Raw genomic sequence first — 24,063 nt, forward strand, 5'->3', positions numbered from 1 at the left:
CGGGCCGTGCGCGGGCCGTGCTCGCGCCGAAAACCGTCGCCGCCCCTTTGGCAAACCCGCGTCCATGCGCCAGGCTAGGCCCGAGGTGGCCGACGGCTCCCACAGTCCTGCGCCGCAGGCTCGTCCGGCGCGCTGGCTCGCGCTGGCGATGGCGCTCGCCAGCCTCGGCGCGGCGGCATGGTGGTGGCGCAGCCGCGACGCCGCCGAGCAGCCCACGCCCGCGGCCCGGGGCGCTGCGACGCCGGCCAGCCGTGACGCGCTCGCGGTGCGGGTCGCGATCGTGTCCGACGAACCGTGGGCGCCGACCCTGGTGGTGCCCGGCACGCTGGTGCCCAACGAGTCGGTGGAGCTGGTCAGCGAGCTGACCCGCAAGCTGGTGAAGATCCACGTCGAGGAGGGCGCGGTCGTCGAGAAGAACGACGTGCTCTTCGAGCTCGACGACGACGACCTGCTGGCCCGCCGCGCGCGCCTGCGAGCACAGCGGGGCCTGGCCAAGCGCACGGTGGCGCGCGACGACGAGCTGGTCGCGACCGGCATCGCGGCGATCGAGAGCCTCGATCAGTCGCGCACCAACCTCGACGACGCCCAGGCGCAGCTGGTGGAGCTCGAGGTGATGCTGTCGAAGACCCGCATCCGCGCGCCGTTCGCGGGCACGCTGGGCATCCGGCACGTCAGCGAGGGCGCGTGGGTCGGGCCGGCGGTACCGCTGGCTTCGCTCTACGACACCCGTCGTCTCAAGCTCGACTTTCGCGTGCCCGAGCGCTTCGCCGACGCGGTCACCCCGGGCGCGCCGCTGTCGATCACGGTCGCGGGCATCGGCGCCGCCGTCGTTGGTCGCGTCACCGTCGTCGAGCCCCAGCTCGAGAGCCAGACCCGCAGCGTGATCGTGCGTGGGGTGATCGACGAGCCCGGCGAGCTGCGCCCAGGGCAGTTCGCGACCGTCACCCTCACCGCCGCGCCGACCACGACGCGGTTCGTGCCCTCGATCGCGGTGCTGCCGTCGGAACGCGGCCACCAGGTGTTCGTCGAGCGCGACGGCGTCGCCAAGGCGATCGAGGTCGAGCTCGGTCACCGCACCCCCGACCGTGTCGAGGTGCTGACGGGCGTGGCTGCGGGCGACCGCGTCATCGTCACCAACCTGCTGCGTGTGCGCGAGAACATGGCCGTCACCGCGACGCCGTGGACCTCGCCGGCCCCGGCCGCGACGGCGCACGCGGCCCCGCCGTCGGCGACGCCGGGAGCCGCGGCGCCGTGACGCTGTCCGAGCTCGGCGTGCGCCGGCCGGTGCTCGCGGTCGTCACCGCGATCGCGCTGCTGGTGTTCGGCGCGGTCGCGCTGGCGCTGCTGGGCGTGCGCGAGTACCCGGCGGTCGATCCACCCGTCGTCACGGTGCGCACGACCTACGCCGGCGCCGCGGCCCAGACCGTCGACACCACCATCACCGAGCCCATCGAGCAGGCCTTGGGCGGTGTGGCTGGCATCCGCACCATCTCGAGCTCCTCGCGCGACGGCATCAGCGACATCCGCGTGGAGTTCGAGCTCGACTACGACATCGCCGAGGGCGCCAACGACGTGCGCGACAAGGTCGGGCTCGCACGGCGCAACCTCCCGCCCGACGTCGACCCACCGGTGGTCGAGAAGGCCGATGCCGACGCCTCGCCGATCATCTTCATCACGCTGTCGAGCGAGAGCGCGTCGATCCTCGCGATCAACGAGGTCGCCGACACGCTGGTGCGCGAGCGCGTGCAGACCATCCCCGGCGTGGCCAGCGTGCGGATCTTCGGCGAGCAGCGATGGGCGATGCGCCTGCGCCTCGACCCAGTCGCGATGGCCGGCCATGGGGTCGTACCCGCCGACATCCGCGACGCCTTCGCGCGCGAGAGCGTCGACCTACCGGCCGGACGCACCGAGGGCACCCAGACCGAGCTGGGCCTGCGTGCCGCGCAGCTGCTGTCGACGCCCGAGGAATTCGGGCGGCTGGTGCTGCGCGAGCAGAACGGGCGGCAGATCGTGCTGGGCGACATCGGGCGCGCCGAGCTCGGCGCCCAGAACCCGCGCACCGGCCTGCGCGAGCTCGGCACGCCGATGGTGGGCGTCGCGATCGTGCCGCAGCCCAACAGCAACGCCATCGCGATCGCCGACGAGCTCTACCAGCGACTCGACACCATCCGCGAGGCGGTGCCGCCGGGCATCGAGGTCGACATCGGCTACGACTTCACGACCTACGTGCGCAAGTCGGTGCGCGAGGTGCAAGAGACCCTGCTGACCGCGTTCGGCCTGGTCGCGCTGGTGATCCTGTTGTTCCTGCGTGACTGGCGGGCGACGCTGATCCCGGTGCTGGCGATCCCGATCAGCATCGTGCCGACGTTCTTCGTGATGTACGCGCTCGGCTTCACGATCAACATCCTCTCGCTGGTGGCGCTGGTGCTGGCGATCGGCGTGGTCTGCGACGATGCGATCGTCGTGCTCGAGAACGTCTACAGCCGCATCGAGCGCGGCGCGGCACCCGAGCAGGCGGCGCTCGAGGGCGCCCGCGAGGTCTACTTCGCCGTGCTCGCGACCACCGTCGCGCTGGTCGCAGTGTTCGTGCCGATCGTGTTCGTCGGCGGCCTCACCGGACGGCTGCTGCGCGAGTTCGGCATCGTGGTGGCGGCGGCGGTGGTCATCAGCGCCTTCGTGGCGCTGTCGCTGTCGCCGATGATGTGCCATCGCCTGCTCCGCAGCCCCCGCGCCGACGCGCGCCCGGGCCTGCTCCACCGCGTGATGGAGCCGTTGCTGTCGATGGCGACCCGCAGCTACGCGTGGACCCTGGCGGGCTTCTTGCGCGTGCGGGTGGTGGCGCCGACGCTGCTGGTGGTCTTCGGCGCCGCCACCATCGCGCTGTGGCAGGCACTGCCGCAGGAGCTCGCTCCGCTCGAGGACCGCTCGAACATCCGCGTGACGACGCTCGCCCCCGAGGGCGCCAACTTCGCCTACAACGCGGCCGCGCTCGACCGCCTCGCGACCACGTTGGTCGACCAAGTGCCGGAGATCCGTCGCACCTTCAGCATCGTCGGCCGGCAGGGCGCGGCCGCCAACGTCGGCCTGCAGAACATCTACCTGGTCGAGCCCGAGGAGCGCAGCCGCAGCCAGGCCGAGATCTTCGCCGACGTCGCGCGCATCGGCGGCGACGCCGACGAGCTCCGCGTCTTGCCGTCGCAGCCGCCGACCATCGGCGCGCGCTTCTCCGGCCTCCAGCTGCAGTACGCGCTGCAGGCCCCGACCCCCGAGGAGCTGCTCGAGGTGTTGCCGCAGGTGCTGGAGCGCGCGGCGGCGCGCCCCGAGCTGCGCTTCGTCGACGCCGATCTCAAGCTCGCGCGGCCCGAGCTGCGCATCGAGGTCGATCGCGCCCGCGCGGCCGACCTCGGCGTCGCGGTGCGCGACGTCGCCGACGCGCTGCAGCTGGCGTTCGGCGAGCGCCGCATCGGCTACTTCCTGCAGCGCGGCCGCCAGTACGACGTCATCAGCGAGCTCGATCGCAGCGCCGCCGACGAGCCCAGCGACGTCGACGACCTCCACGTGCGCACCGCCTCGGGCGAGCTGGTGCCGCTGTCGGCGGTGACCCGCCGCGCCGAGGGCATCGCGCCGTCGGCGGTCTACCGCTTCGACCGCTCGGTGTCGGCGACGCTCTCGGCCGGGCTCGCGCCCGGCTACACCCTCGGCGACGGCATCCACGCGCTCGACGAGGTCACCGCCGAGCTGCTGCCGAGCGGCTTCCGCACCGCACTGGTCGGCGAGGCGCGCGACTTTTCGGACAGCGCCAGCAGCCTGCTGTTCACCTTCGGGCTCGCGGTGCTGCTGGCCTACCTGGTGCTCGCGGCACAGTTCGACAGCTTCATCGATCCGCTGATCGTGATGATGACGGTGCCGCTGTCGCTGGTCGGCGGGCTCGGGGCGCTGGCGGTCTCGGGCGGGTCGATCAACGTGTTCAGCCAGATCGGCCTCATCATGCTGGTCGGCCTGGTCACCAAGAACGGCATCCTCATCGTGGAGTTCGCCAACCACCACAAGGCTCGCGGGCTCGCGCCGGAGCTCGCGGTGCGCGAGGCCGCCGCAGCTCGCTTCCGCCCGGTGTTGATGACGGCGCTGTCGACCGTGCTCGGCGTGGCCCCCATCGCGCTCACGCTGGGGGCCTCGACCGGCAGCCGCCAATCGCTCGGCATCGCCGTCATCGGCGGCATGGCGGTGGGCACCTTCTTGACGCTCTACGTGGTGCCCGCGATGTACTCGCTGTTCTCGCGGCCGCGGCGCCCGGCGGCCATCGTGGACGCGGGCGCCAGCGCCGATTCGCTCACGGACAGACCGTGACCATCGGGTTGTTCGAGCAGTCGAAGTCGTCGCAGTCGACGAAGTTGTCCATGTCGTTGTCCATGCCGTCCATGCACAGCGCGTCGCTGTTCTCCTCGCCGCACACGGTCACGTCGGGGCTCATCGTGCAGCTGAAGTCCATGCAGTCGGCGAAGCCGTTCTCGTCGTTGTCGATCATGTCCGAGCACTCCTCGTCGGTGTCCTCGACGGCCGCGCACACGGTCACCGCCGGGTTCATCGAGCAGTTGAAGTCCTCGCAGTCGATGTAGCCGTTGTCATCGTTGTCCCAGCCGTCGGCACAGGTCGCGTCGTCCTCCTCGGGGCCGTCGCAGATGGTGATGCCCTCGCCCATCGAGCACGAGAAGTCCTCGCAGTCGGTGTGGCCGTTGCCATCGTTGTCCATCATGTCGCTGCACAGCTCGTTGGTGTTCTCGTCGGGACCACCACCGGTGCCCATGCCACCGCAGGCGACGGTGTTGTCGCAGTCGAAGTCGTCGCAGTCGATGTAGTTGTCGCCATCGTTGTCGACGCCGTCCATGCAGGTGGCCTCGGTGTCCTCGCCGCCGCCCCCGGTGGCGCCGCCACAGACGGTGACCGCGTCGTTCATCGAGCAGTCGAAGTCGTCACAGTCGACGTGACCGTCGTCGTCGTTGTCGATCTGATCGCTGCACGACGCGTCGCTGTCCTCGGGGCCGGGCTCGCCGGTGGTCGCCGAGGTGCCGGCGGTGCTGCTCATCGAACCAGCCGTGTTGCTGTCGCCGGCGCCGGTCGAGTCGTTGCTGCTCGCGGTGGTGGCCGAGAGGCTCGTGGTGTCTTCGTCGCTGCCGGGATCGAGGCAGGCGAACGAACAGCTGAGCGCGACGAGGACCTGGAAGCGAAGGCGGGACGACATGGGTCGGCTTGATAGCCTTGGCCCGGGCGCGAGCGCAAGCCACGAGGGCGTGACGTCGAGACGTTCCGCGGCTTCACCTGCCGCCACAGAGGTTGGCGCGCCCACGTCCGCAGGTCATCGGCGGTGGCGAGCGCAGCGCATCCACCAACGCGGCGCGTTCATGCGCGGGCCGCAGCGTGCGCCGGCGCGCTTGCCTCAGGGCGCGAGCACGCAGATCCCCGCGACCGCCTGCTCGGGCGCGGGGTCGCCGGCGTCGTCCTCACAACCGTACTCCCACGTGCGCCAGTAGGCGATCTCGTAGAAGCCCGGGGTCGACGGCGCCGTCACGTTCATCTGCGCGGAGCCCATCGCGGTGTTGCACGCGGGCAAGCCGTCGTAGAAGCACGCGCGCCACGGGCCGTCGATGATCCCCATCATCCCCTGCGCGATGCAGCCCTGGCACTCGCAGCTCGCGAGCTGGAAGTCGAAGCCCAAGGTGGTGCTCTCGCCGGGGCCGACGAACGTCACGTTGGTGCCGCTGTCGAGGAATGCGACCTGTTCGACGCTGATCTCCATGAAGGGGCCGTCGGCGTCGGGCAGCAGCGGAATTGCGGCGCCGTTGCACGTGACCTCGGGGGCGCCGCTCGAGCTGCTGCCCTCGGGCGCGCCGCTGCTGCCGTCGACGACGTCGCCGGTGGTGCTCGCGGGCTCGCCGGTCGAGCCCTCGCCGGGCCCGGTGGATGTGGTCGGCGCGGTGGTGCCGGTCGCACTCGTGCCGGTCGCCGTGCCCGCAGAGGTGCTCGGCGATCCGGTGGTGCCGCCCGTCGCGGTGGTCGTGCCGACGTCGCCACTGTCACCGGTGCCGACCCCACCGGCTCCGCCGCCGCTGCTGTCGAACTCGCAGGCGAGGCCGAGCCAACACGACGAGAGCGCAACGAGGCAACGTCGCAGGGTCACGCTCCCTTATCCCTCGCCACCACCCGGTCGCGCAAGCTGGGGCGCGTGATCCGGGACCTCGATCGCGTCGCTGCGCGCGCGAGACTTTCGCAAGAACTCCAGGGGCACCACGACCGTGGAGCACCACGAGCGATCGCTCGCGCGCCGAGTTCGACGCGCCGCGGCCGCAACGGAGGTCGTCGCCCATGCCAGCATCCACTTCGAGGCCCACCGCGCGCCGCTTCGCCCCTCGCGTGTGGTTCGTCGGTGCCCTCGTGATCGCGCACGGCTCGGTCGCCACGCGCGCCCACGCCGGCGTGCATCCGAGCGGCCCCGCGCCGACGCAGCCGCTCGCAGCGTCGACCGCGACCGCGCCGACGCGCGAGACCGTCGCCGCGCCTGCGCCGGACGCCGCGACGGCGCCCGACGCCACATCCGCGCCCTACGCTGCGCCCGAGCCCGACGCAGGGTCCACGTCCGTGCCGCTCGGCGCCGACGCGATCGCAGCCCAGCTCGGTCGCGACGTGCGACCGCAGGCGACCGCGCTACCCGAGCCGATCGACGTGATGCGGGCGCGCGGCGTCGAGGATCCGTTCCCCGATCGCGTGCCGACGGTGAATCGCCGCCACACCGGCGTGCTGGTCGGGCTCGGCTTCGCGAGCGCCGCCGCGGCGATCATCACCGCGCGCATGACCCTGCTGCCCGACTGCGGCGACGAGCGCGACGCGAGCACCTGCCGCGTCCCCGACGGCGCCGACATCGGGGTGCGCTGGGGTCGGGCGTTCGCGACCGTGGGCTTCGCGGCAGGTGGCGCGGCCTTCGGTGCGCTCGGCGGGCGCTCGCTCGCCGCCGGCCTGGCCAGCGACGACACCCGCGTGCGACGGCCCGAGCGGGTCGCGGTCGCGCTCGGCGGCACCGGCCTCGCGTTGGGCGTGGCCGCGCTCGCGGTCGGTGCCGGGGTGTTCGGCTGGGGCGCGCGCCAGAGCATGCAGCTCGGCAGGACCTTCACGTCGACCGACACGATCGACGATCCCTCGGTGCTCGCGAGGGTCGATCGGACGCTGGCGCACATCCGCGTGGCGCGGGCCGGCCTGATGACCATGGCGGTGGCACCGATGCTGCTCGCCTCGGGCATCGCGCTCCTGCGGCATCGGCCGCGCGAGCGCGCGATCGCGTGGGCGCCGGCGATCTCGCGCCGCATGGTCGGCGTGGCCGCGACGGTGCGGTTCTGATGCCCGCCACGCCGGCCCCGACGACCGCGAATTCGTCGGGCCCGACCCTGTCGCGCAAACGCGGACTGCTGCTAGATTCGCCCCGCCCTCGTGCGCGCGTCCGCCCTGCCCCGCCTCCGCGCCCGCATGCTCGCGCGTGCATGCACCCTCGTGGCTGCGGTCGTGGCCGGCACCGGCGCGGTGGCGAGCCCGGTCCGCGCGGCCGGTCCCGCTGGCGATGCGAGCCCGGCCGACGACCCGCGCGCCCGCGTGGTCCCGCCCGAACCACTGAGCGAGGTCGTGATCGAGTACCCCACCGCGCTGGCCGAGCGCGAACCGCCGCCGCGGGGCGAGGTGGTCGTGCGCTTCGTGGTCGGCGTCGATGGCGTGCCGTTCGAGCTCTCGATCGAGCAGTCGCTCGTGCCCGAGCTCGACGCGCTCGCGCTCGAGGCGGTCGGCCGCCTGCGGTTTCGTCCCGCGAGCCTCGACGGCGCGCCGGTCGAGATCGCGACGCGGCTGGCGATCCCCTTCGAACCACCCGCACCCGCCACGCCCGACCCGGTGACCGATCCCGTCGACGACGCCGACACGCCGCCGGACGCCGGCGACGCGGGGGTGGCCGGCGACGCGGCGATCACCGGCGACGACGCGAGCGCCGGCGCGCTGCGCCTGCGCGGCGCGGTGCTCGAGGCCGGTCAACGCACCCCCGTGGAGGGCGCCACCATCGTGGTCGTGCCCGCGCCCGACGGAACCCCGGAGGGCCGCGTCAAGAAGCGCAGCTACGCCGACCCGGCCGCACCGCCGTGGCAGGTCACGCGGCGCTCCGACCAGGATGGCAGCTTCACCATCCGCGGCACGCCAGCGACGCTGGTGCGCGTGGTCGTGCTCGCGCCCGGCTTCGAGCGCATCGAGTACGTCGAGCGCCTCACCGAGGGCGAGAGCCTCGAGGTCAAGTACTACCTGCAGCGACTGCCCAGCAATCCGTACCGCACCGTCGTGCGATCGATCCGCGAGGAGCGCGAAGAGGTCGCGCGCCGCACCATCACGCCGGCCGAGATCGGCAACCTACCCGGTACCCAGGGCGACGCGCTCAAGGCGATCCAGAACTTCCCCGGGGTCGCCCGGGCGCCGTTCGGCCTCGGCCTGCTGGCGATCCGCGGCACCGGCCCCAACGACTCGGCGGTGTTCATCGGTCACCACGAGGTGCCACTGCTCTACCACTTCGGTGGGCTCACCTCGGTGTTCAACGCCGACATCCTCGAGCGCATCGACTTCGTGCCCGGCAACTTCGACAGCCGCTACGGCGACGTGCTCGGCGGCATCATCGACGTGCAGCCGCGCAAGGGTCGACGCGACGGCTACCACGGCTACATCGACAGCGACATCTTCGACAGCGGCTTCCTGGTCGAGGGCAAGCTCGGCAAGGGCTCGTTCGCGGTCGCGGCCCGGCGCAGCTACATCGACCTGCTGCTGCCGCGGGTCATCCCCGACGACGCTGGCATCAACCTCACGCTCGCGCCGCGCTACTGGGACGACCAGATCCTCTTCGACTACCCGCTGGGCGGTGGCGAGTTCTCGGTGCGGGTGTTCGGCTCGAGCGACAAGCTGAAGCTGGTCGCGGCCGATCCCAACGACGTCAGCACCGACGATCGCGATCGCTTCGAGACCTCGCAGTACTTCCACCGCGTCGATCTGGTCTACCGCAAGAAGAAGGGCCCCTGGGAGTTCCTCATCACGCCGTCGTACCGCTACGACACGCTGCAATTCGGCATCTCGGACGTGTTCCAGTTCGACCTCGGCGTGCACAACCTGACGCTGCGCTCGGAGCTCACCCATCAGGCCAGCAAGGGCGTGAAGTGGCGCGTGGGCACCGAGCTGCGCTCGGGTCGCTTCACCGCGACCGTCGACGCGCCGCCGGTCGCAGCGCTGATGAGCGGTGACACCGGCGCGCAGCTGCAATCGAGCCAGACCGGCTGGCTGGTGATCCCCGCGGTCTACTCGACCGTCGACCTCACGCCGGGCGATCGCGTGACGCTGTCACCGGGGGTGCGCGTGAGCTACTTCGGCGGCATCTACTCGCGCGCGTCGGTCGAGCCGCGCCTGCGCGGCGCGGTGCAGGTGGCCGACAAGACCGTGCTCAAGGCCGGCGTCGGCATGTTCACGCAGGCGGCCCAGCCGGTCGAGGCCAGCAAGGTCTTCGGCAACCCGCGGGTCGGGCTCGAGCGCGCGGTGCAGACCAGCCTCGGGGTCTCGCAGCAGCTGCCCTACGCCATCAGCATCGACGCGACCGGCTTCTTCACCTACCTCTACGACGAGATTGCGCCGTCGACCGCGGTGGTGCGGCGTCCCGATGGTTCGATCGGCCCGGAGACCTTCGCGAACAGCCAGACCGGTCGCACCTACGGCCTCGAGATCCTCGCGCGCAAGCAGCTGACCGGCAGCGTGTTCGGCTGGGTCGCGTACACCCTCAACCGCAGCGAGCGCCGCGCCGCGCCGTCGGAACCGATGCTGCTGGCGGACTTCGATCAGACCCACATCCTCACGCTCGTCGGGGTGTGGAGGCTGCCGCGCAACTGGCAGATCGGCGGCCGCTTCCGCCTGGTCTCGGGCAACCCGTACACGCCGACCATCGGCGCCGTCTACGACGCCTCGCAGGGCTCGTACCTGCCGATCGACGGCCGCCGCAACTCGTCGCGCCTGCCCGCGTTCCACCAGCTCGACATCCGCATCGACAAGACCTGGGTGTGGCGGCGCGTGAAGCTGTCGCTGTACCTCGACGTGCAGAACGTCTACAACCATCAGAACACCGAGTTCCTCAACCAGTCGTACGACTTCACCACGCAGGTGCCGATCGCGGGCCTGCCGATCATCCCCTCGCTGGGCACCAAGCTCGAGTTCTGATGACGCCGCGCATCATCACCGCCGTGGGTTCTGTCGCCGTGGGCGTGCTCGGCCTGGGTGGCTGCGGCGACATGCTGCCGCAGGTCGAGCGCATCGTGTCGCTGCGACCGCTGGCGATGCGGGTCGAGGTCGACGAGCCCGGCATGGCCGAGGACGCCGCGACCATGGCCGAGGCGATGCCGCTGTCGACCGCGACGGTGGTGCCGTTGTTCGTCGATCCCGACGGTCCGCTCAACGCCGCCCGCATCGCCGCCGAGGTCGAGCCGGTGTGGCTGGCGTGCAATCTCCAGCCGGTCCAGGGCCTGTTCGGCTGCCTGTCCGACGCGCTGCCGCTGGCGGTGGCCGACGTGCCCGAGTGTCCGCCACCCGATCTCGCGGGCTTCGATCCCAGCAGCGGCATGCTGCCGACCACGCCGAGCCCGTGCCGCATCACCGCCGACGATCCCGCGCGGCCGCGCTACACGGTGCCGATCGACGCCAGCTTCCTGCTCGGCGGCGACATCGAGCTGACCATGGTCGGGCACGCGCCCGGCTCGGGCGACACCGCCCTGTGCCTGGCACAGCTGCTCGGCGCCGACGACCCCGACCCCGCCTGCGTGTACGCGACCCAGCGGCTCGCGGTCGGCCCCGATGGCGCGCTGGTCCAGCTGGCGCAGATGTTCGGCGTGCCCGCCGAGGCGCTGCCGGCCGTGCCCGACCCGATCCCCGATCCCGACCGCCACCCGCGGATCGAGCAGCTCTCGCTGCAGGCCTTCGAGGATGCGAGCGACGAGGCACCGATGATCGCCGCGGCGATCCTCGCGACCGGCGACGTGATCGAGCTGCCATGGGGCGCGCGCATCGAGCTCGAGGCGCAGGCCCGCGAGGACGATCTGCAGACCTACGTGATCCCGCGCGACGACGGTACCTTCACCGAGCGCGACGAGACCTACGACGCGCGGTGGTTCGTGACCTGGGGGGCGCTGCTATCGCCCACCAGCAACGACCCGCTGGCGAAGAACACCTGGCGACTGACCCCTGACGAGCAGGACGACACCGAGGTGCCGCCCCACGCGCTGGCGACCGTGTTCTACGTGCTGCGCGACGATCGTCAGGGGGTGACCTGGACCTACTTCCAGGTCCGTGTGCAGGGCGGTCCACCCAGCGACGGATGATGCTACGGTCGTCGGCGATGGTGGGATCGTCGACGCGCCGAGCCCTCGCCCTGCTGACGACGCCGCTGTGGCTCGGCTGTGGCTCCGGCTGGCTCTCGGCGCCGCCTTCCGAGGACACCGGCGACACCGTCGTGCCGCTCGACAGCTCCGACGGTGGTCGTGACACCGGCGACGGCACCGACCACGCCAGCGTCACGCACGAGTTCGGCGACGGCGTGCTGCCGCCGTTCGGCGAGACCGAGCCGTGCGTGTCGTGGACGCTGCACAACGAGCAGCCGCTCTACGTGCAGGCGGTCACGCTCTCCAACCTCTCGAGCTTCCACCACAGCAACTGGTTCGTGGTGCCCGACGACGTCTACGAGGGCGATGACGGCTACTGGGACTGTGGCTCCCGCGGCTTCGAAGAGATCGCCGCGGCGCAGGCCGGCACGGTGCTGTTCGCCCAGTCGACCCAGACCTGGACCGAGACCCAACGCACCGCCGCCGGCGCGGTGATCAAGATCCCCGCGCACAGCCGCATCGTCGGCGGCGTCCACCTGTTGAACCTCTCGCCGCGCGAGCTCGCCACCAACCTGTGGCTGACGCTCGACCTCATCCATCCGCGCGAGGTCGATGTCGTGCTCACGCCCATGCGGCTGTCGTACCTCGACCTCGACATCCCCGCCTCCAGCCGCGTGCGCAACAGCGGTGCATGCGACTTCCGCAGCTACCTCGCGGGCAACGACCCGTCGCTGTGGGACCGCCTGAAGATCCACTACGCACTGCCGCACTACCACGGCCTCGGCGACTACTTCGATCTGCGGGTGGTCGGCGGCGAGGACGACGGCAAGACCCTCTACCAGCTCGAGGGCTTCGACGCCGAGGCCAACGGACGCACCTACGACCCGCCGCTCGAGCTCGAGGGCAGCGACGGCCTCGCGTTCACCTGCGGCTACGACAACTTCCGCTCCGAGGACGTGGGCTGGGGCGTGGGCGACCAGGAGATGTGCGTGATGCTGCTGCTGGTCGAGTCCGACATGCTGCTCGATGGCTCCGTGATCAGCGGTTCGCACTTCGTCGGCACCGAGGACGACATCAAGCACTTCGAGGGCTCGTGCTTCGTGATCGGCTACCCGCGCAGTGGCAGCCAGGGCCCGCCGACGCCCGCGGAGCTCGCGGCACCGCTGTACGTGCCGCCGGTGGACGACGACGACGCCGGGCTGCCACCGGTGCCGGTGTGCCACGACGTCGACCGCACCGCGGCGCCGCTGCCGGAGCCCACGCTGGCAACGATCCGCCAGACGCTGTTCGCGCCCGCGTGCTCGTTCTCGGGCTGCCACGGTCTCGCGGCCGCGGGCGGCCTCGATCTCACGCGCAGCGATCTGCACGACGCACTGCTCGGCCACAGCGTCACCGCCAAGACCTCGCTGCCGCTCGTCGCCCCCGGCGATCCCGACGGCAGCTGGCTGTATCGTCTGCTGGCCGAGTGCGAACCGACCAACGACGCTGGCGCGATCGTGGCGCACATGCCCCGCAACGCGCCGGTGCTGCTCGATGATGCCGTGATCGCGACCGTGCGCGCGTGGATCGACGCCGGCGCGCCGCCGTGATCGCGCAGCGCATCCCCGATCAAGGCGCGTAGGCGACGTCGAGCACCGGCGCGTCGGCATGCGGCAGCGCGAAATGCCACCACTCGCCGTCGTGCGGGCGCAGGCCGACGGCGATCATCGCGGCCCGCAGTCGCTCGCGGTTGCGTCGCGCCTCGCCCTGCACCGCGAAGGTGGCGCTGTCGCGCGAGAACGTGTCCCACGCCGTGCCCATCGCCAGCGGCGTGCCGGTCGGACGCTCGACCAACGTGACGTCGATCGCGAGCCCGCGGTTGTGCTGGGATCGCGCCGCGATGTAGCCGTCATCGAGCAGATCGGTGCGGCCGCTGCGTCGCGCCCATGCCACCATCGCCGCGGTCGCGCGCCGCGGGCGGTAGGCGTCGTAGATCAAGAGCCCCAGGCCTTCGCGGAGCAGCACGGCGTCGACCTCGGCCAGTGCCGCTGCGAGCGCGGGGTGGGCCCACGCGCCGGGTGCCCCGTAGCCGGGCAGCGGCGCGGCAGTGAAGTTGTCGGCCGTGGCGTAGCCGATGGCGAAGCGGGCGGCCGGCACGGCCTCGCGCAGATCGGCCAGGCCCGGCGGCGGCGGGCGCAGCTGCGGCACCGCCGGCTCGGGCGGACGGGCGGGTCGCCGTGCGGTCGCGGGCGCCGTCGGCGGTTCGGGTGACGCCGAGGTCGACGACCCCGCGGGCATCACCGTCGATGCGGCGGAGGTCGTCGCCGAGGCCGGCGGCGGCTCGCCGCCGCAGGCGACCGCGATCGCCAGCAGCGACCACGCGACGACGCGACTCATCGCTCGTCGTCGAGGAACGCGAGGTCGCGGTCGAGCACGGTCTTGCGCCCCTCGTCGCGGGCCGCGAGCACCGCCCGATCGCAGAGCATGCGCAGATGGTCCGACAGCGGCTCGAGCACACCATCGGACGTGTTCATGCCGTAGCGCTGACGGATGTACTCCTTGAGTCGCGATGCGATCACCAGCACCTCGCGCGGCGGCGGCGGCTCGGCGGGTGCGCTCGGCACCGCGATGCGACGCCCACGATCGGGCTCACCGGCGCGCCGCACCACCGCGGGCGCGCTCGCAGGTGCCGGCGCGCTGCCGCCGGTGGCGGTCGAGGCCGCGGCGCTTGCTGGCCGGGACGCGCCTGCGCCGTCACCCGCCTCGGCCGCCAGCTCCCGCGCCCACGCTTCTTTGGTGGGCGCGACCTCCTCGACCGCCCAGGCCTCGCGGTGCCGCATCAGCGGCAGGTGGGTCTCCCAGCAATCGACCGAGCAGAACGCGAAGCCGGTGCGCTTGCGCGTGCAGGTCGACACGCTGCACACGTAGTACTGCGCGCCGTACGACAGCGGCTTCTTGCACGAGCTGCAGCGCTTCCAGACCTCGCTCGACTCGACCATCGGGGCACCATCGTAGCAGCCCGTCAGCGCCGTGGGCGGGACTCGGAGCTGCGGCGCGTTCGCCTGCGCGCGGGGTACAGATCGCCCTCGAAGCTGAAGCCCACCGCGGCATACGGCACGGCCGCGCTGAGCTGGGTGCCCGTGCGCCAGCGATGGCGCAGCCACCACTGTGCGAGCACGAGGATCGTCGGGCGGTTGAAGCGCGCGCCCGGACGATCGAAGAACGTGTAGGCCAGCGCGGGACCCAGCCGCGAGGTCGGTCCGTTGGGCTGCGTGACCGGCTCGCCCGGCGGGAAGTCCGAGCGTCGGTAGAACGCATGGGTCAGCGTGTGCCGCACCACCACGCGCAGGCCGAAGTCGAAGATGGCCATCACGTCGGTGTCGTTGGTCAGCGCCCAGCCGTTCTGCGGCATCAGGATGTCGAGCGCCTGGTCGTAGTACACGCGGTCGCCCTTGCGCAGGTGCACGTGCGACCAGTACGCCCGCAGCGTGTTGCGCAGGGCGAAGCGCTTGATCTTCGCCTGCAACACGTTGGTCAGCGTGACCAGGTGCCCGCCGGTCGCGTAGTTGGTGCCCTCGCGAACGCCCCGTCGCAGGTCCTTCGGGCCCCACGACGCGCTCGGCGAGCGGTACGACTGCAGCTGCTGGAAGGTGCCGAACGCGGCCAGGTAGTCGTAGCTGGCGCCGAGCGAGAACACGCCCACCGGCTGCACCTCGATCGCCGGCCCCACGCGCAGGAATGCCGGCGTCAGGAAGCCGTGGGCGCCGAGCATCACGTGGGCGTCGCGGAACATCGGCGTCGACTTGCTCGACAGCCGCCGGCGATAGCCCAGCGTGATCTCGTCGACGAGCCCGAGCGGGTTGATGCGACCCGCCAACAGGTTGCGATAGACCACGCGGTGCTTGGGCGCGCGGTACGGCACCTTGCCCCGGCCCGCGCTGCGCGGGACCTCGATCGCCATGGGATCGCCGGTCGCGGCGAGGTCGTCGGTCGACACCGGCGGCTCGGCTCCGTCTTGCGTCTCGGCGTCGGCGGCGGCCGCGTCGCTCGCGGTGATCTGGCCGTCGGCCGCCGGGTCGCCCTCGACCTCGTCGCCCTCGACCTCGTCGTCATCGCCCTCGTCGTCGCCCTGCGTGTCGGCGGCGTCATCGCCATCGACGTCGTCGGTCGGCACCGCGGTGCGCACGTCGAGCGTGGCCGCGTCGAGCTGGGCCGCAGCGTCGACCGCCGCCGGGCCGTCGTAGCTGCGAGGGGCCGCGGCAGCGCCGTCGCTCGACGCCAGCAGCAAGCCCAACCCGCAGGTGAGGATCGTGCACGCGCTCGCCCGGGGCCTACGCAGCATGGGCGCGCACGATAGCAAAGCCGACGCCGCGCGAGAACCTGCACGCGGTCGGCGTGCAGCTCACCCCAGCGGCGGCAATGCTCCGGCGACGATGCGCCCGGCAGTCATTGACCCGAGCCGTCGATCCCGAGCTCGTCCTGGCTCATCACCTGGGTGGTTTGATTGGGGTCGACGTCGTCGTCGGCGTCCTCCACCAGCGCCACGCCCTCGGTCTCCAGCAGCGCCCGGATCACCATCGGATCGGTCTGATAGCGGCGGGCCAGCGCGTCGACGTCCCACGGCGCGCGCTCGGGGAAGCTGCGCACTTCGTAGAGCATCGAGTCGATCTTCGCGCGCGTGGTTCTGTCCATGCCAGCCACCATCGACATTGCAGTGTGACACCGCCGTGCGGACGCGGCCAGTCGATCGCGGCCGTGCGTGGTCGCCGACGTGGCCGGTCGCACGGGCGTCGCGGATCAGAGTGAATCGACCGGCGCACGACCAGCGGCGGCCGCCTCCAGCGCGTCGCGCAGCAGGTTCACCGCGACCCGGCGGCGGTACGCACCGGTCGAGCGCACGTCGTCGATGGGCGTGACCTCGTCGGCCAAGGTCGCCGCGGCCTCGTCGATGATCGCCCGCAGCGGCCGCCCGCGCATGCAGTCCGCGGTGCGCTCGGCGAACAATGGCGTCGCGGCCACGCTCGACAGGCCCAGCCGCACGTCGTGCACCACGCCGTCGCGCAGATCCATCGCGAACGCGAGCCCGACCTTCGCGATCGCTTGGGCCTTGCGGGTGCCGACCTTGCGGTAGTGCTGCACGGGCGCCGTGCCCGCCCGCGGCCGCGGCAAGACCAGCGCCGTGATGATCTCGTCGGCTCGCCGCAGCGAGGCCTTGTAGCCGGTGTGGAAGCCTCGATAGGGCACCCGCCGGCGCCCCGCGCGGCTGACCAGCTCGAGCTCGGCGCCGTAGGCCAGCAGCGCCGGTGGGCTATCGGCGGCCGGCGATGCGTTGGCGACGTTGCCCCCCAGGGTGCCGCGGTTCTGGATCGCCGCCGCCCCCGAGAGCCGCGCCGCCTCGACCAGCATCGGGAACTCGGCCACGAGCAGCGGGTGCGCCTGCACCTCGGCGTAGGTCGTGAGCGCGCCCAGCACCACGACGTCGTCGTGCACGGTGATGCCGCGCAGCTCCGGCACCGCCCACACGTCGACCAGCCGGCACGGCGCGAGCGCGAGTGCACCGAGCGTCACCATGAGATCGGTGCCACCGGCGAGCGCCGACCAGCCGCCCTCGGCAAAGCGCGCGAGCACGTCGTCGAGACTGCGCGCGCGGGCGACCTCGAAGCCGTCGAGTGTGGCCCTCATCGCGCACCTGCGTCGCCGCTGCGCACCAGCTCGTCGCAGGCCTGGGCGACCGCGTCGACGATGCGCACGTAGCCGGTGCAGCGGCACAGGTTGCCCGCGAGCGCCGTGCGAATCTCGTCGGCGTCGGCCTGCGGTCGCGTGCGCACCAACGCGGTCGCGGCCACCAGCATGCCGGGGGTACAGATGCCGCACTGGGCCCCGCCGCAGCGCACGAACGCGTCCTGCAGCACACGCACCCGTGGATCGTCGGCGAGCGCCTCGATGGTCTCGACCGCCACGCCCTCGCACTGACCGATCGGCACCAGGCAGCTGTTGACCACCACGCCGTCGACGAACACCGAGCACGCGCCGCACTCGCCCTCGCCGCAGCCCTCCTTGGTGCCGAAGAGGCGCAGCTGCTCGCGCAGCACGTCGAGCAGGCGCGTGAGCGGATGGGCCTGCACCGTGACGGCGCGGCCGTTGACCGAGAATGAAGTCGCGTGGTCCATCTAGGCCTGGCCCCCTGGCAGTGCGAGCATGAGTTGTTCGGGCAGCAGCGGGATGGCCGTGACGTCGGCCCCACTCGCATGCGCGATGGCGGCGAGGATCGCCGGCGCGGGCCCGTCCATCGGCAGCTCGCCGATGCCCTTGCTCGGCGCGTCGTCGCCCAAGAACGGCGCCATGAACTCGACGCGGATCGGCGGGGTGTCGACCGAGGTCGGGATGATGTAGTTGGTCATCTGCGGGTTGGCGACGCGGCCGTCCTTCCACACCACGCGCTCGTAGATCGCCCAGCCGATCGCCTGCGCGACCCCACCTTCGATCTGGCCCGCGGCCAGCACCGGGTTGACCACGCGCCCGACCTCCTGCACCGCCACGAAGTCCTCGATGCGAACCTCGGCGGTGCGCAGATCGACGGTCACGTCGGCGACGTAGGCCGCCCACGCGTAGGCGGCATAGGCATCGCCGCGGAAGGCCTTCTCGTCCCAGGCCAGGCCCTCGGGCGGCTGGTAGCGGGCCTCGCCGCGCAGGCGACCATGGCGCTCGACGAAGGCCGCGACCGCGCGGGTGAACGCGGCCGGATCGAGCGCGCCGTCGCCCGCCGGCAGCCCGCCGCCCGCGACCAGCTTGGCGCGGATCTCGAGCGCGGCGCGGCGCAGCAGGTTGCCCACCACCATCGTCGTGCGCGAGGCCACCGTCGGTCCGCTGTTGGGCACCGCCGCGGTGTCGGGCCGGGCCACGCGCACGCGCTCCATCGGCAGGCCGATCGCGTCCGCGACGATCTGCGCGAAGATCGTGGTGGTGCCTTGGCCGATCTCGGTCGATGCGGCGAGCACCTCGAGGGTGCCGTCGACATGGGCCTCGAGGTGCGCCACCGAGGCCAGGTGGACCTCGCCGGCGCCGGTGAAGCCGGCCCCGTGCATGAACGTGGCGAGCCCGATGCCGCGGCGCAGCGGCCCGTCGGTGCTGCGGTTGAAGGCCTCGTGGGCGGCACGGCGCTCGTGCCAGCGCGACGACGCCAGCGCGCGATCGAGCACCGCCTCCAGCGCGATGGGCTCGTCGATCAACTGACCGACCGCCGTGCGCTCGCCCTGCCGCAGCAGGTTCTTGCGGCGCAGCGCCGCGGGGTCCATGCCGAGCGCGTCGGCGACCCGATCGAGCTGGCGCTCCAGCGCGAACACGCTCTGCGGCGCACCGAAGCCGCGGAAGGCCCCATGCGGCGGATGGCTGGTGGCGACCGCCCGCGCCCGCACGCGCACGTGCTCGCAGCGGTAGGGCCCGGCGGCGTGGATGGCCCCGCGCGAGAGCACCACCGGCGACAGCGTCAGGTAGGCACCGCCGTCGATCACGAAGTCGATGTCCATCGCCACCAAGGTGCCGTCCCTGCGCACCGCCGTGCGATGGCGGGTGCGCGAGGGGTGACGCTTGGTGGTCGCGCGGACGTCCTCCACGCGATCGTAGATCAGCTTCACCGGCCGGCCGGCCTTGCGGGCCAGCACCGCCGCGTGGGCGGCGATCACCGAGGGGTACTCCTCCTTGCCGCCGAAGCCGCCGCCGGTCGCCGTCTGGATCACGCGGATCTTCTCGGGCGGCAGCTCGAAGAGCGCCACCAGGGCCGCGTGCACGTAGTACGGGCACTGCAGCGAGCCCTGCACGCACACGCCGGTGGCGTCGTCGTACTCGGCGATCATGCCCTGGGGCTCGATGTACATCTGCTCCTGCGCGCCGGTCTCGTAGGTGCCCTCGACCACCACCAGGTCGGGATCGGCGAGCGCTGCATCGACGTCGCCGTGGCCGGTGAGGTACTCGCGAAACAGGTTGTCCTTGCCCCACACGATCACGTCGCCGCGCAGCGCTGCGTCGAGATCGAACACCGCCGGCAGCGGCTCGAGCCGCAACGTGACGGCCGCGCGTCCCCGCTCCGCCATCGCGCGATCGGGGTGGGCCAGCAGCACCACCGGCTCGTCGGCGTGGTGGATCTCGCCGTGGGCCAGCAGCGGCTGATCGACGTCGATCAGCTTGACGACGTTGGGCCCCGGCAGGTCGGCGGCCGTGACGATCGCGAACTCGTGCCACGGGATGCCCGCGCCGAACTCGATGCCGAGCAGCTTGGCCCGCGCCACGTTCGAGCGCACGGTGACGCCGTGCCACATGCCCGGCAGCACCACGTCGTCGACGTAGGAGGTCGCGCCCGTGACCTTGTCGTGCCCTTCTCGACGCGGCACGCTGCGTCCGACGAAGCCGTCAGCCATACCGCGCGAGCATACCAAGCGCGGGCGCCGGCGAGGGCCGCACTACAGCGTCTTCAGGTACTCGAGCAGCGCCCGGCGCTCGGCGTCGTCGAGCGCGTCGCCGAAGTCGTGCCCGCCGTTGCCGTGGGCGAACTGCGTGGTGTCGTAGATGTGGCGCCGCTCGGCCGCGTCGGCCTGGTCCTGACCGTAGTCCAGCGCCACGTACGGCCAGCCCACGGAGGGCTGGTCGAAGTTCGTGGTGTCGTGATCGACGCGCTTCCAGTAGGTCGGGCGCTTGCTCGAGTCGATCACGGCGGCGAGGTTGGGCACCGAGCCGTTGTGGAAGAACGGCGCGGTCGCCCAGATGCCGTCGAGCGGCGGCGCGGCGTAGCCCTCGAAGGGCTCGTCCGGCGCCATGCGGGTGATCGTGCCGTAGAACGACAGGTTGTACCACTCGACCATCTGCGGCGCGTAGATGGTCCCGCCCTGCGCGACCACCGGGTCGGTGCCGATCACGTCGAGCGGCAGCAGCAGGTTGGGATAGGTGTCACCGCTGTCGTCGTGACCGGCGGCCCCGCTGGCGTAGGTGCCGTGGCAGCCCGCGCAGTGGGCCAGGAACACCGGCTCGCCGGCCTGGGCCAGCGGCGCGTCGATCGGGTACGGGTACAGCGGCGCCCGCACCGATCGCACGAAGGCGTGGATGTTGTTGAAGTAGGCCGCGATCGCGGTGGCCTCGTCGACGCTGTCGGTGCACAGCGACGACGCCAGCATCATGGTGCCGCGGTGATCGCCGCGGGCCATCGCGTTGTAGAAGAGCGCGTTCTTCTTGTGCGCGCGCCACCACGGCGGCGGATCCGACGGCACGATGATCTCGGGCAGCGGCTGCAGCGGCTCGTCGGACCACGCCAGGGTGTCGCGATCGTGGTGCGCCACCAAGGTCACCGCCATCGGCTCCGCGGGGTTGGTGCCGACCGTGCGCATGGTCGTGTAGGGCCCGAGCACCTTGAGGCGATCGAGGAACTTGCTCAGCTCGTCGAGATCACCGGCGGGGAGATCGGGGGTCGGCACCAGCTCGAGCAGCTGATCGATGCGCTGCGTGAAGTCGGTGTCGACGTCGCCCAGCCCGATCACGAGCTTGCCGTCGAAGCGGCCGGCGTGGCAGGTCAGGCAGTTCTGCGAGACCACCTTCACGCCGCTGCCGGCGACGTGCACGTTCCAGTTGTACGGGATGTTCGCGTTGTCGCCGTCGCGATCGGGCAGCGGCTCCCCGCCCGTGAAGTTCGACATGAACGGCGCCAGCAGGCCCCACATCGACAGCGGGATGCCGCACGAGACGTAACCCTCGTGGGTCAGCTGATACCAGCCAGCCTCCGGATCGCCCTCGGTCTGCGGCTCGGCGGGGATCGGCCAGCCGTCGTCCCACGGACCGGGCGGCAGCCCGCCCTCGCCACTGCCGTCGGCTGCGGTGGTGTCGACGGCGGAACCGCTGTCGGAGGCGGCCGCGGTCGCGCCCGAGCTGCCGTGCGCGGTGCCGCTGGTGCCGGTGCTCGCGTCCGCGGTCGGCTGACCGCTGGCGTCGAACGAACACGCGGCGTGCAACCACGCCATGCACAACGATGCCCGTGTCGCCCCCCGCATCGCTCGCCAGCGTCCGGCACCGCGGCCGCCGCGTCAAGCGACGCGGCCCGCCGCTGCAGCGATCGATCGCCCGCGGCGTCGATGAGCTCAGCGCCGGCGGCGACGCAGGCCCAGCGCGGCGACCAGCGCGAGCAGGCCCACGCGGCCACCCGCGGGCGCGGGCGCGTCGCTGGTGCAGCCGCAGCCAGATGCCTCGCCGCCGTCCTGGCCGGGATCGCTGTCGCCTTCGGTGTCGCCGCCGCCATCGCCGGTGCCGTCGGCGGACGCCGAGCCACCCGAGTCGTCCGGCGGATCGTCGCCGACGTGGACGTGCACGACGTTGCTCATGGCCTCGTTGCCGGCGAGGTCGATCGCCTTGACCGTGAAGGCGTAGTCACCGGCGGGGATGTCGGCGACGTCCCAGCCGAACGGCGCGGTCATGTCGGTCTTGTTGAGATCGGCGGCGCCGTTGAAGAGCTGCACCGTCTGCACGGCATTGTCGTCGGTGGCCATCACGACGATCTCGAAGTCGGCGCCCACGGGATAGCTCGCGCCATCACCGGGCGCGACGATCTGCACCAGCGGTGCCTCGGTGTCGGGCTTCGCCGGCCCGAACAGATCGAGCAGATCCTGGTGCGCGTTCTGGCTGAAGCCCGAGCCGCAATTGGGCTCGTGTTGCTCGGGGCAAGCGCCACCCTGCACCACCGGCAGACACTCGTCGCGGAACGACGGATCGCCGCCCGAGTTGACCGGGTTCATGATGTCGGTGGGATCGTCGACGTGCTCGAGGCCGTAGGAGTGCGCGACCTCCTGGCCGATGGTGGTGGCCTGGATCGGCGCCGGAAAGCCATCACCCGCGCCGTGGAACGCGAAGGTGATGTTGTTCTTGTTGAACATGTTCGAGCAGTCGAGCGGCGCGATGCCGAGGACGCCGCCGCCGAAGGGATTGGTCGGCGTGGTCACGTTCATCGTGTAGTCGCCCGAGCTCGGGCGCGTGTCGGTGACCAGCACGTTGTAGGGCGCCCAGTCGATCCGCACCGCTTCGATCACGGCCGCGCGCGCCGACGCGTCGCCGCCGTAGCCCTCGAAGTCGCCACCGGCGATCTCGGAGATGTCGTTGTGCGAGTCGTCGAAGCCCTCGGTCAGCGTGATCGGCTCGAACTGCACGAAGATCACCGCGGCCACGTCGGCCTGCTGCGGCCGCACCTCGTCGACCAAGCCCGGCGGCCGTCGGGCGGGCACCGGATTGCCGCGCGATTGCCCGAGCCCGATCGCCTGCAGCTCCTCCAGCGACATGTCCCAGGTCGGCGACCACCCAGGCGGCGCATCGACGGGCGCCTCGGCGTGCGCAGCAGACGGGGCGAGCAGCGCGAGCGCGGGCGCGGCGAGGGCACAAAGGGCGAGGTTTCGCAGCACGGGGGGCTCCTTCTCGGAGGTCAGGGTCAACCGGGTCGGCGCGTCATCGCGGGGGAACGATGCGGCCGAGCCACTGTGCAGGAGTGTCGAACGCCAAGCGCACGCGGAATCCGACGAGCGCACGAGGATAGGCGCAGGCGCCAGCACTGCGCAAGCCGAGCACGCGCGCGCGAACCCTCGCAGGGCCTGCGCGAAGCGGATGCGATCCAGGTCACGCCGCCCCTGGACGGCGCGCTGCGACGAAGGCGATAGGCTCGCCGCGCACCGACCCTTCGCGAGCATGGCGAACGCAGTCCCCGATGACGAAGCAGCGCGCGCGGCGCTGGTGTGGGCCAGTGCCGAGCTCGGCGCCCCTTCGGCCGACCGTCTCGTCGCGCGGCGCTGCGGCGGTGGCACCACCGCCGCGGTCTTCGTGCTCCACGATCCGCGCGATCACAGCCGCGCGATCGCGGTGCTCAAGTGTGTGCGGGCCGATCGCGGCTTCGCGCGCGAGTGCGAGGCCCTGCGCGCCGCGGACGGGCTCGTCGAGGCGGACCACTGCGGCGCGCCGCGGCTGCTGGCCGCCGCGCCGGCCCTGCGGGCGCTGCTCATGACCCACGTCGCGGGCGCCGATGCCGTCGACGCGATCGCCCGACATCCGAGCGACGCGATCGCGATCTGGGCGGGGGCCGGCGCGCTGCGCCGGCGCCTCGACGCGGTGCCCTGTGGTGACGACGATCCGGTCGCGATCGGCGACGCGTTGTCCCGGCGCTTCCGCGTGTGGCTGGGCCGCGCGCGCGCCCACCTGCCGGCGCCGCTGTGCGACGCGATCGCGGCGCGCATCGACACCTCGCCGTTCGAGGGACACCGCAGGGTCGCGTGCCACCGCGATTTCGATCCCCGCAACTGGCGGGTGCAGGGGCACGGCGCCGATCTGCAGGTCGCGTGCGTCGACTTCGGTCACGCCCGCGGCGATCACCCGCTCACCGACCTCGTGCGCGCGTGCGTGCCACTGCAGCCCGACGCACCACGGGTGCTCGCGTTCCTGCGCGGCTGGGGTCGCGAGCTCGACGCGCGGGCGTGGGCGTGCGCGCGACAGCTCGCGCTCTTGCAGGGGCTGTGCACGGCCACGTGGGGCCGCGCGCACCAGGCACCCGAGTTCATCGCGGCCGGCGACGCAGCGCTCCAGCACGTGCTCGCGGCTCGCTGAAGCGAGCATCGACGCCGCGCCGATGCGGGCTATCATCCCGCCGCCGCGC

Annotated in this window: 18 protein-coding genes; 7 read left to right on the forward strand and 11 right to left on the reverse strand. The window is 72.1% G+C overall.

The genetic code is table 11. From position 1 onward, the window contains the following. Positions 1-85: 85 nt before the first annotated feature. Both IPH07_10365 and IPH07_10370 read left to right on the forward strand, forming a co-directional pair. Entirely contained in the window at positions 86-1,255 is a 1,170-nt protein-coding gene (locus IPH07_10365; protein MBK6917792.1) for an efflux RND transporter periplasmic adaptor subunit, read from the forward strand. Next, complete coding sequence (locus IPH07_10370) at positions 1,252-4,347, forward strand: efflux RND transporter permease subunit (protein MBK6917793.1); 3,096 nt, start codon at positions 1,252-1,254, stop codon at positions 4,345-4,347. Before IPH07_10365 ends, IPH07_10370 begins: the two co-directional genes overlap by 4 nt. Here IPH07_10370 and IPH07_10375 read toward each other — a convergent pair. Both IPH07_10375 and IPH07_10380 read right to left on the reverse strand, forming a co-directional pair. Then, entirely contained in the window at positions 4,331-5,239 is a 909-nt protein-coding gene (locus IPH07_10375) for a hypothetical protein (GenBank protein MBK6917794.1), read from the reverse strand. The two genes, IPH07_10370 and IPH07_10375, sit on opposite strands and share 17 nt — an antisense overlap. Positions 5,240-5,434: 195 nt before the next feature. Beyond that, positions 5,435-6,175, reverse strand: coding sequence for a hypothetical protein (locus tag IPH07_10380; protein MBK6917795.1), 741 nt, complete (start codon positions 6,173-6,175; stop codon positions 5,435-5,437). A gap of 185 nt (positions 6,176-6,360) precedes the next feature. Between IPH07_10380 and IPH07_10385 the strand changes: the two genes are divergently transcribed. The 4 genes from IPH07_10385 (at position 6,361) to IPH07_10400 (ending at position 13,009) form a co-directional block, all read left to right on the forward strand. After that, a complete protein-coding gene (locus tag IPH07_10385; protein MBK6917796.1) occupies positions 6,361-7,386 on the forward strand; it encodes a hypothetical protein in 1,026 nt (341 codons plus the stop codon). 126 nt (positions 7,387-7,512) lie between these two features. Next, positions 7,513-10,266: a TonB-dependent receptor gene (locus IPH07_10390; protein ID MBK6917797.1), complete on the forward strand. Its 2,754-nt coding sequence runs from the start codon at positions 7,513-7,515 to the stop codon at positions 10,264-10,266. Then, positions 10,266-11,420 carry a hypothetical protein gene (locus IPH07_10395; protein ID MBK6917798.1) on the forward strand — a complete coding sequence of 385 codons (1,155 nt, stop codon included), beginning with the start codon at positions 10,266-10,268 and terminating at the stop codon, positions 11,418-11,420. The genes IPH07_10390 and IPH07_10395 overlap by 1 nt, the downstream gene beginning before the upstream one ends. A 17-nt stretch (positions 11,421-11,437) precedes the next feature. Next, complete coding sequence (locus IPH07_10400; protein ID MBK6917799.1) at positions 11,438-13,009, forward strand: hypothetical protein; 1,572 nt, start codon at positions 11,438-11,440, stop codon at positions 13,007-13,009. A gap of 19 nt (positions 13,010-13,028) precedes the next feature. On the opposite strand, the gene IPH07_10405 is transcribed toward IPH07_10400, so the two are convergent. The 9 genes from IPH07_10405 to IPH07_10445 form a co-directional block, all read right to left on the reverse strand. Beyond that, on the reverse strand, positions 13,029-13,796 hold the full coding sequence (locus tag IPH07_10405) for a peptidase M15 (protein MBK6917800.1): 768 nt from the start codon (positions 13,794-13,796) through the stop codon (positions 13,029-13,031). Then, positions 13,793-14,398 carry a hypothetical protein gene (locus tag IPH07_10410; protein MBK6917801.1) on the reverse strand — a complete coding sequence of 202 codons (606 nt, stop codon included), beginning with the start codon at positions 14,396-14,398 and terminating at the stop codon, positions 13,793-13,795. The genes IPH07_10405 and IPH07_10410 overlap by 4 nt, the downstream gene beginning before the upstream one ends. Before the next feature lie 23 nt (positions 14,399-14,421). Then, positions 14,422-15,741 (reverse strand): hypothetical protein, encoded by a 1,320-nt coding sequence (locus tag IPH07_10415; GenBank protein MBK6917802.1) that lies wholly within the window; start codon positions 15,739-15,741, stop codon positions 14,422-14,424. A gap of 104 nt (positions 15,742-15,845) precedes the next feature. Further along, positions 15,846-16,091, reverse strand: a complete 246-nt coding sequence (locus IPH07_10420; GenBank protein MBK6917803.1) for a hypothetical protein — start codon at positions 16,089-16,091, stop codon at positions 15,846-15,848. 105 nt (positions 16,092-16,196) lie between these two features. Continuing rightward, a complete protein-coding gene (locus tag IPH07_10425) occupies positions 16,197-17,081 on the reverse strand; it encodes an FAD binding domain-containing protein (protein ID MBK6917804.1) in 885 nt (294 codons plus the stop codon). After that, the gene (locus IPH07_10430) at positions 17,078-17,569 is read right to left on the reverse strand and encodes a (2Fe-2S)-binding protein (protein ID MBK6917805.1); all 492 of its coding nucleotides are present in this window, start codon (positions 17,567-17,569) and stop codon (positions 17,078-17,080) included. Before IPH07_10430 ends, IPH07_10425 begins: the two co-directional genes overlap by 4 nt. After that, positions 17,570-19,813: a xanthine dehydrogenase family protein gene (locus IPH07_10435; GenBank protein MBK6917806.1), complete on the reverse strand. Its 2,244-nt coding sequence runs from the start codon at positions 19,811-19,813 to the stop codon at positions 17,570-17,572. 42 nt (positions 19,814-19,855) lie between these two features. Further along, the gene (locus tag IPH07_10440) at positions 19,856-21,400 is read right to left on the reverse strand and encodes a c-type cytochrome (GenBank protein ID MBK6917807.1); all 1,545 of its coding nucleotides are present in this window, start codon (positions 21,398-21,400) and stop codon (positions 19,856-19,858) included. 117 nt (positions 21,401-21,517) lie between these two features. After that, complete coding sequence (locus IPH07_10445) at positions 21,518-22,825, reverse strand: hypothetical protein (protein MBK6917808.1); 1,308 nt, start codon at positions 22,823-22,825, stop codon at positions 21,518-21,520. A 280-nt stretch (positions 22,826-23,105) separates the two neighbouring features. Between IPH07_10445 and IPH07_10450 the strand changes: the two genes are divergently transcribed. Then, positions 23,106-24,014: a hypothetical protein gene (locus IPH07_10450; GenBank protein MBK6917809.1), complete on the forward strand. Its 909-nt coding sequence runs from the start codon at positions 23,106-23,108 to the stop codon at positions 24,012-24,014. Positions 24,015-24,063: the final 49 nt, after the last annotated feature.

The sequence above is a fragment of the Deltaproteobacteria bacterium genome (genome assembly GCA_016709225.1).
In the GTDB taxonomy this organism is placed as follows: domain Bacteria; phylum Myxococcota_A; class Polyangia; order Nannocystales; family Nannocystaceae; genus Xiheibacterium; species Xiheibacterium phototrophicum.

What these genes read in the sequence shown, in the direction of transcription:
- IPH07_10410 (MBK6917801.1), bottom strand. Translation starts at nt 14,398, where the DNA reads ATGGTCGAGTCGAGCGAGGTCTGGAAGCGCTGCAGCTCGTGCAAGAAG.
- IPH07_10450 (MBK6917809.1), top strand. Translation starts at nt 23,106, where the DNA reads ATGGCGAACGCAGTCCCCGATGACGAAGCAGCGCGCGCGGCGCTGGTG.
- IPH07_10400 (MBK6917799.1), top strand. Translation starts at nt 11,438, where the DNA reads ATGGTGGGATCGTCGACGCGCCGAGCCCTCGCCCTGCTGACGACGCCG.
- IPH07_10405 (MBK6917800.1), bottom strand. Translation starts at nt 13,796, where the DNA reads ATGAGTCGCGTCGTCGCGTGGTCGCTGCTGGCGATCGCGGTCGCCTGC.
- IPH07_10385 (MBK6917796.1), top strand. Translation starts at nt 6,361, where the DNA reads ATGCCAGCATCCACTTCGAGGCCCACCGCGCGCCGCTTCGCCCCTCGC.
- IPH07_10440 (MBK6917807.1), bottom strand. Translation starts at nt 21,400, where the DNA reads ATGGCGTGGTTGCACGCCGCGTGTTCGTTCGACGCCAGCGGTCAGCCG.
- IPH07_10435 (MBK6917806.1), bottom strand. Translation starts at nt 19,813, where the DNA reads ATGGCTGACGGCTTCGTCGGACGCAGCGTGCCGCGTCGAGAAGGGCAC.
- IPH07_10420 (MBK6917803.1), bottom strand. Translation starts at nt 16,091, where the DNA reads ATGGACAGAACCACGCGCGCGAAGATCGACTCGATGCTCTACGAAGTG.
- IPH07_10390 (MBK6917797.1), top strand. Translation starts at nt 7,513, where the DNA reads ATGCTCGCGCGTGCATGCACCCTCGTGGCTGCGGTCGTGGCCGGCACC.
- IPH07_10415 (MBK6917802.1), bottom strand. Translation starts at nt 15,741, where the DNA reads ATGCTGCGTAGGCCCCGGGCGAGCGCGTGCACGATCCTCACCTGCGGG.
- IPH07_10375 (MBK6917794.1), bottom strand. Translation starts at nt 5,239, where the DNA reads ATGTCGTCCCGCCTTCGCTTCCAGGTCCTCGTCGCGCTCAGCTGTTCG.
- IPH07_10425 (MBK6917804.1), bottom strand. Translation starts at nt 17,081, where the DNA reads ATGAGGGCCACACTCGACGGCTTCGAGGTCGCCCGCGCGCGCAGTCTC.
- IPH07_10430 (MBK6917805.1), bottom strand. Translation starts at nt 17,569, where the DNA reads ATGGACCACGCGACTTCATTCTCGGTCAACGGCCGCGCCGTCACGGTG.
- IPH07_10395 (MBK6917798.1), top strand. Translation starts at nt 10,266, where the DNA reads ATGACGCCGCGCATCATCACCGCCGTGGGTTCTGTCGCCGTGGGCGTG.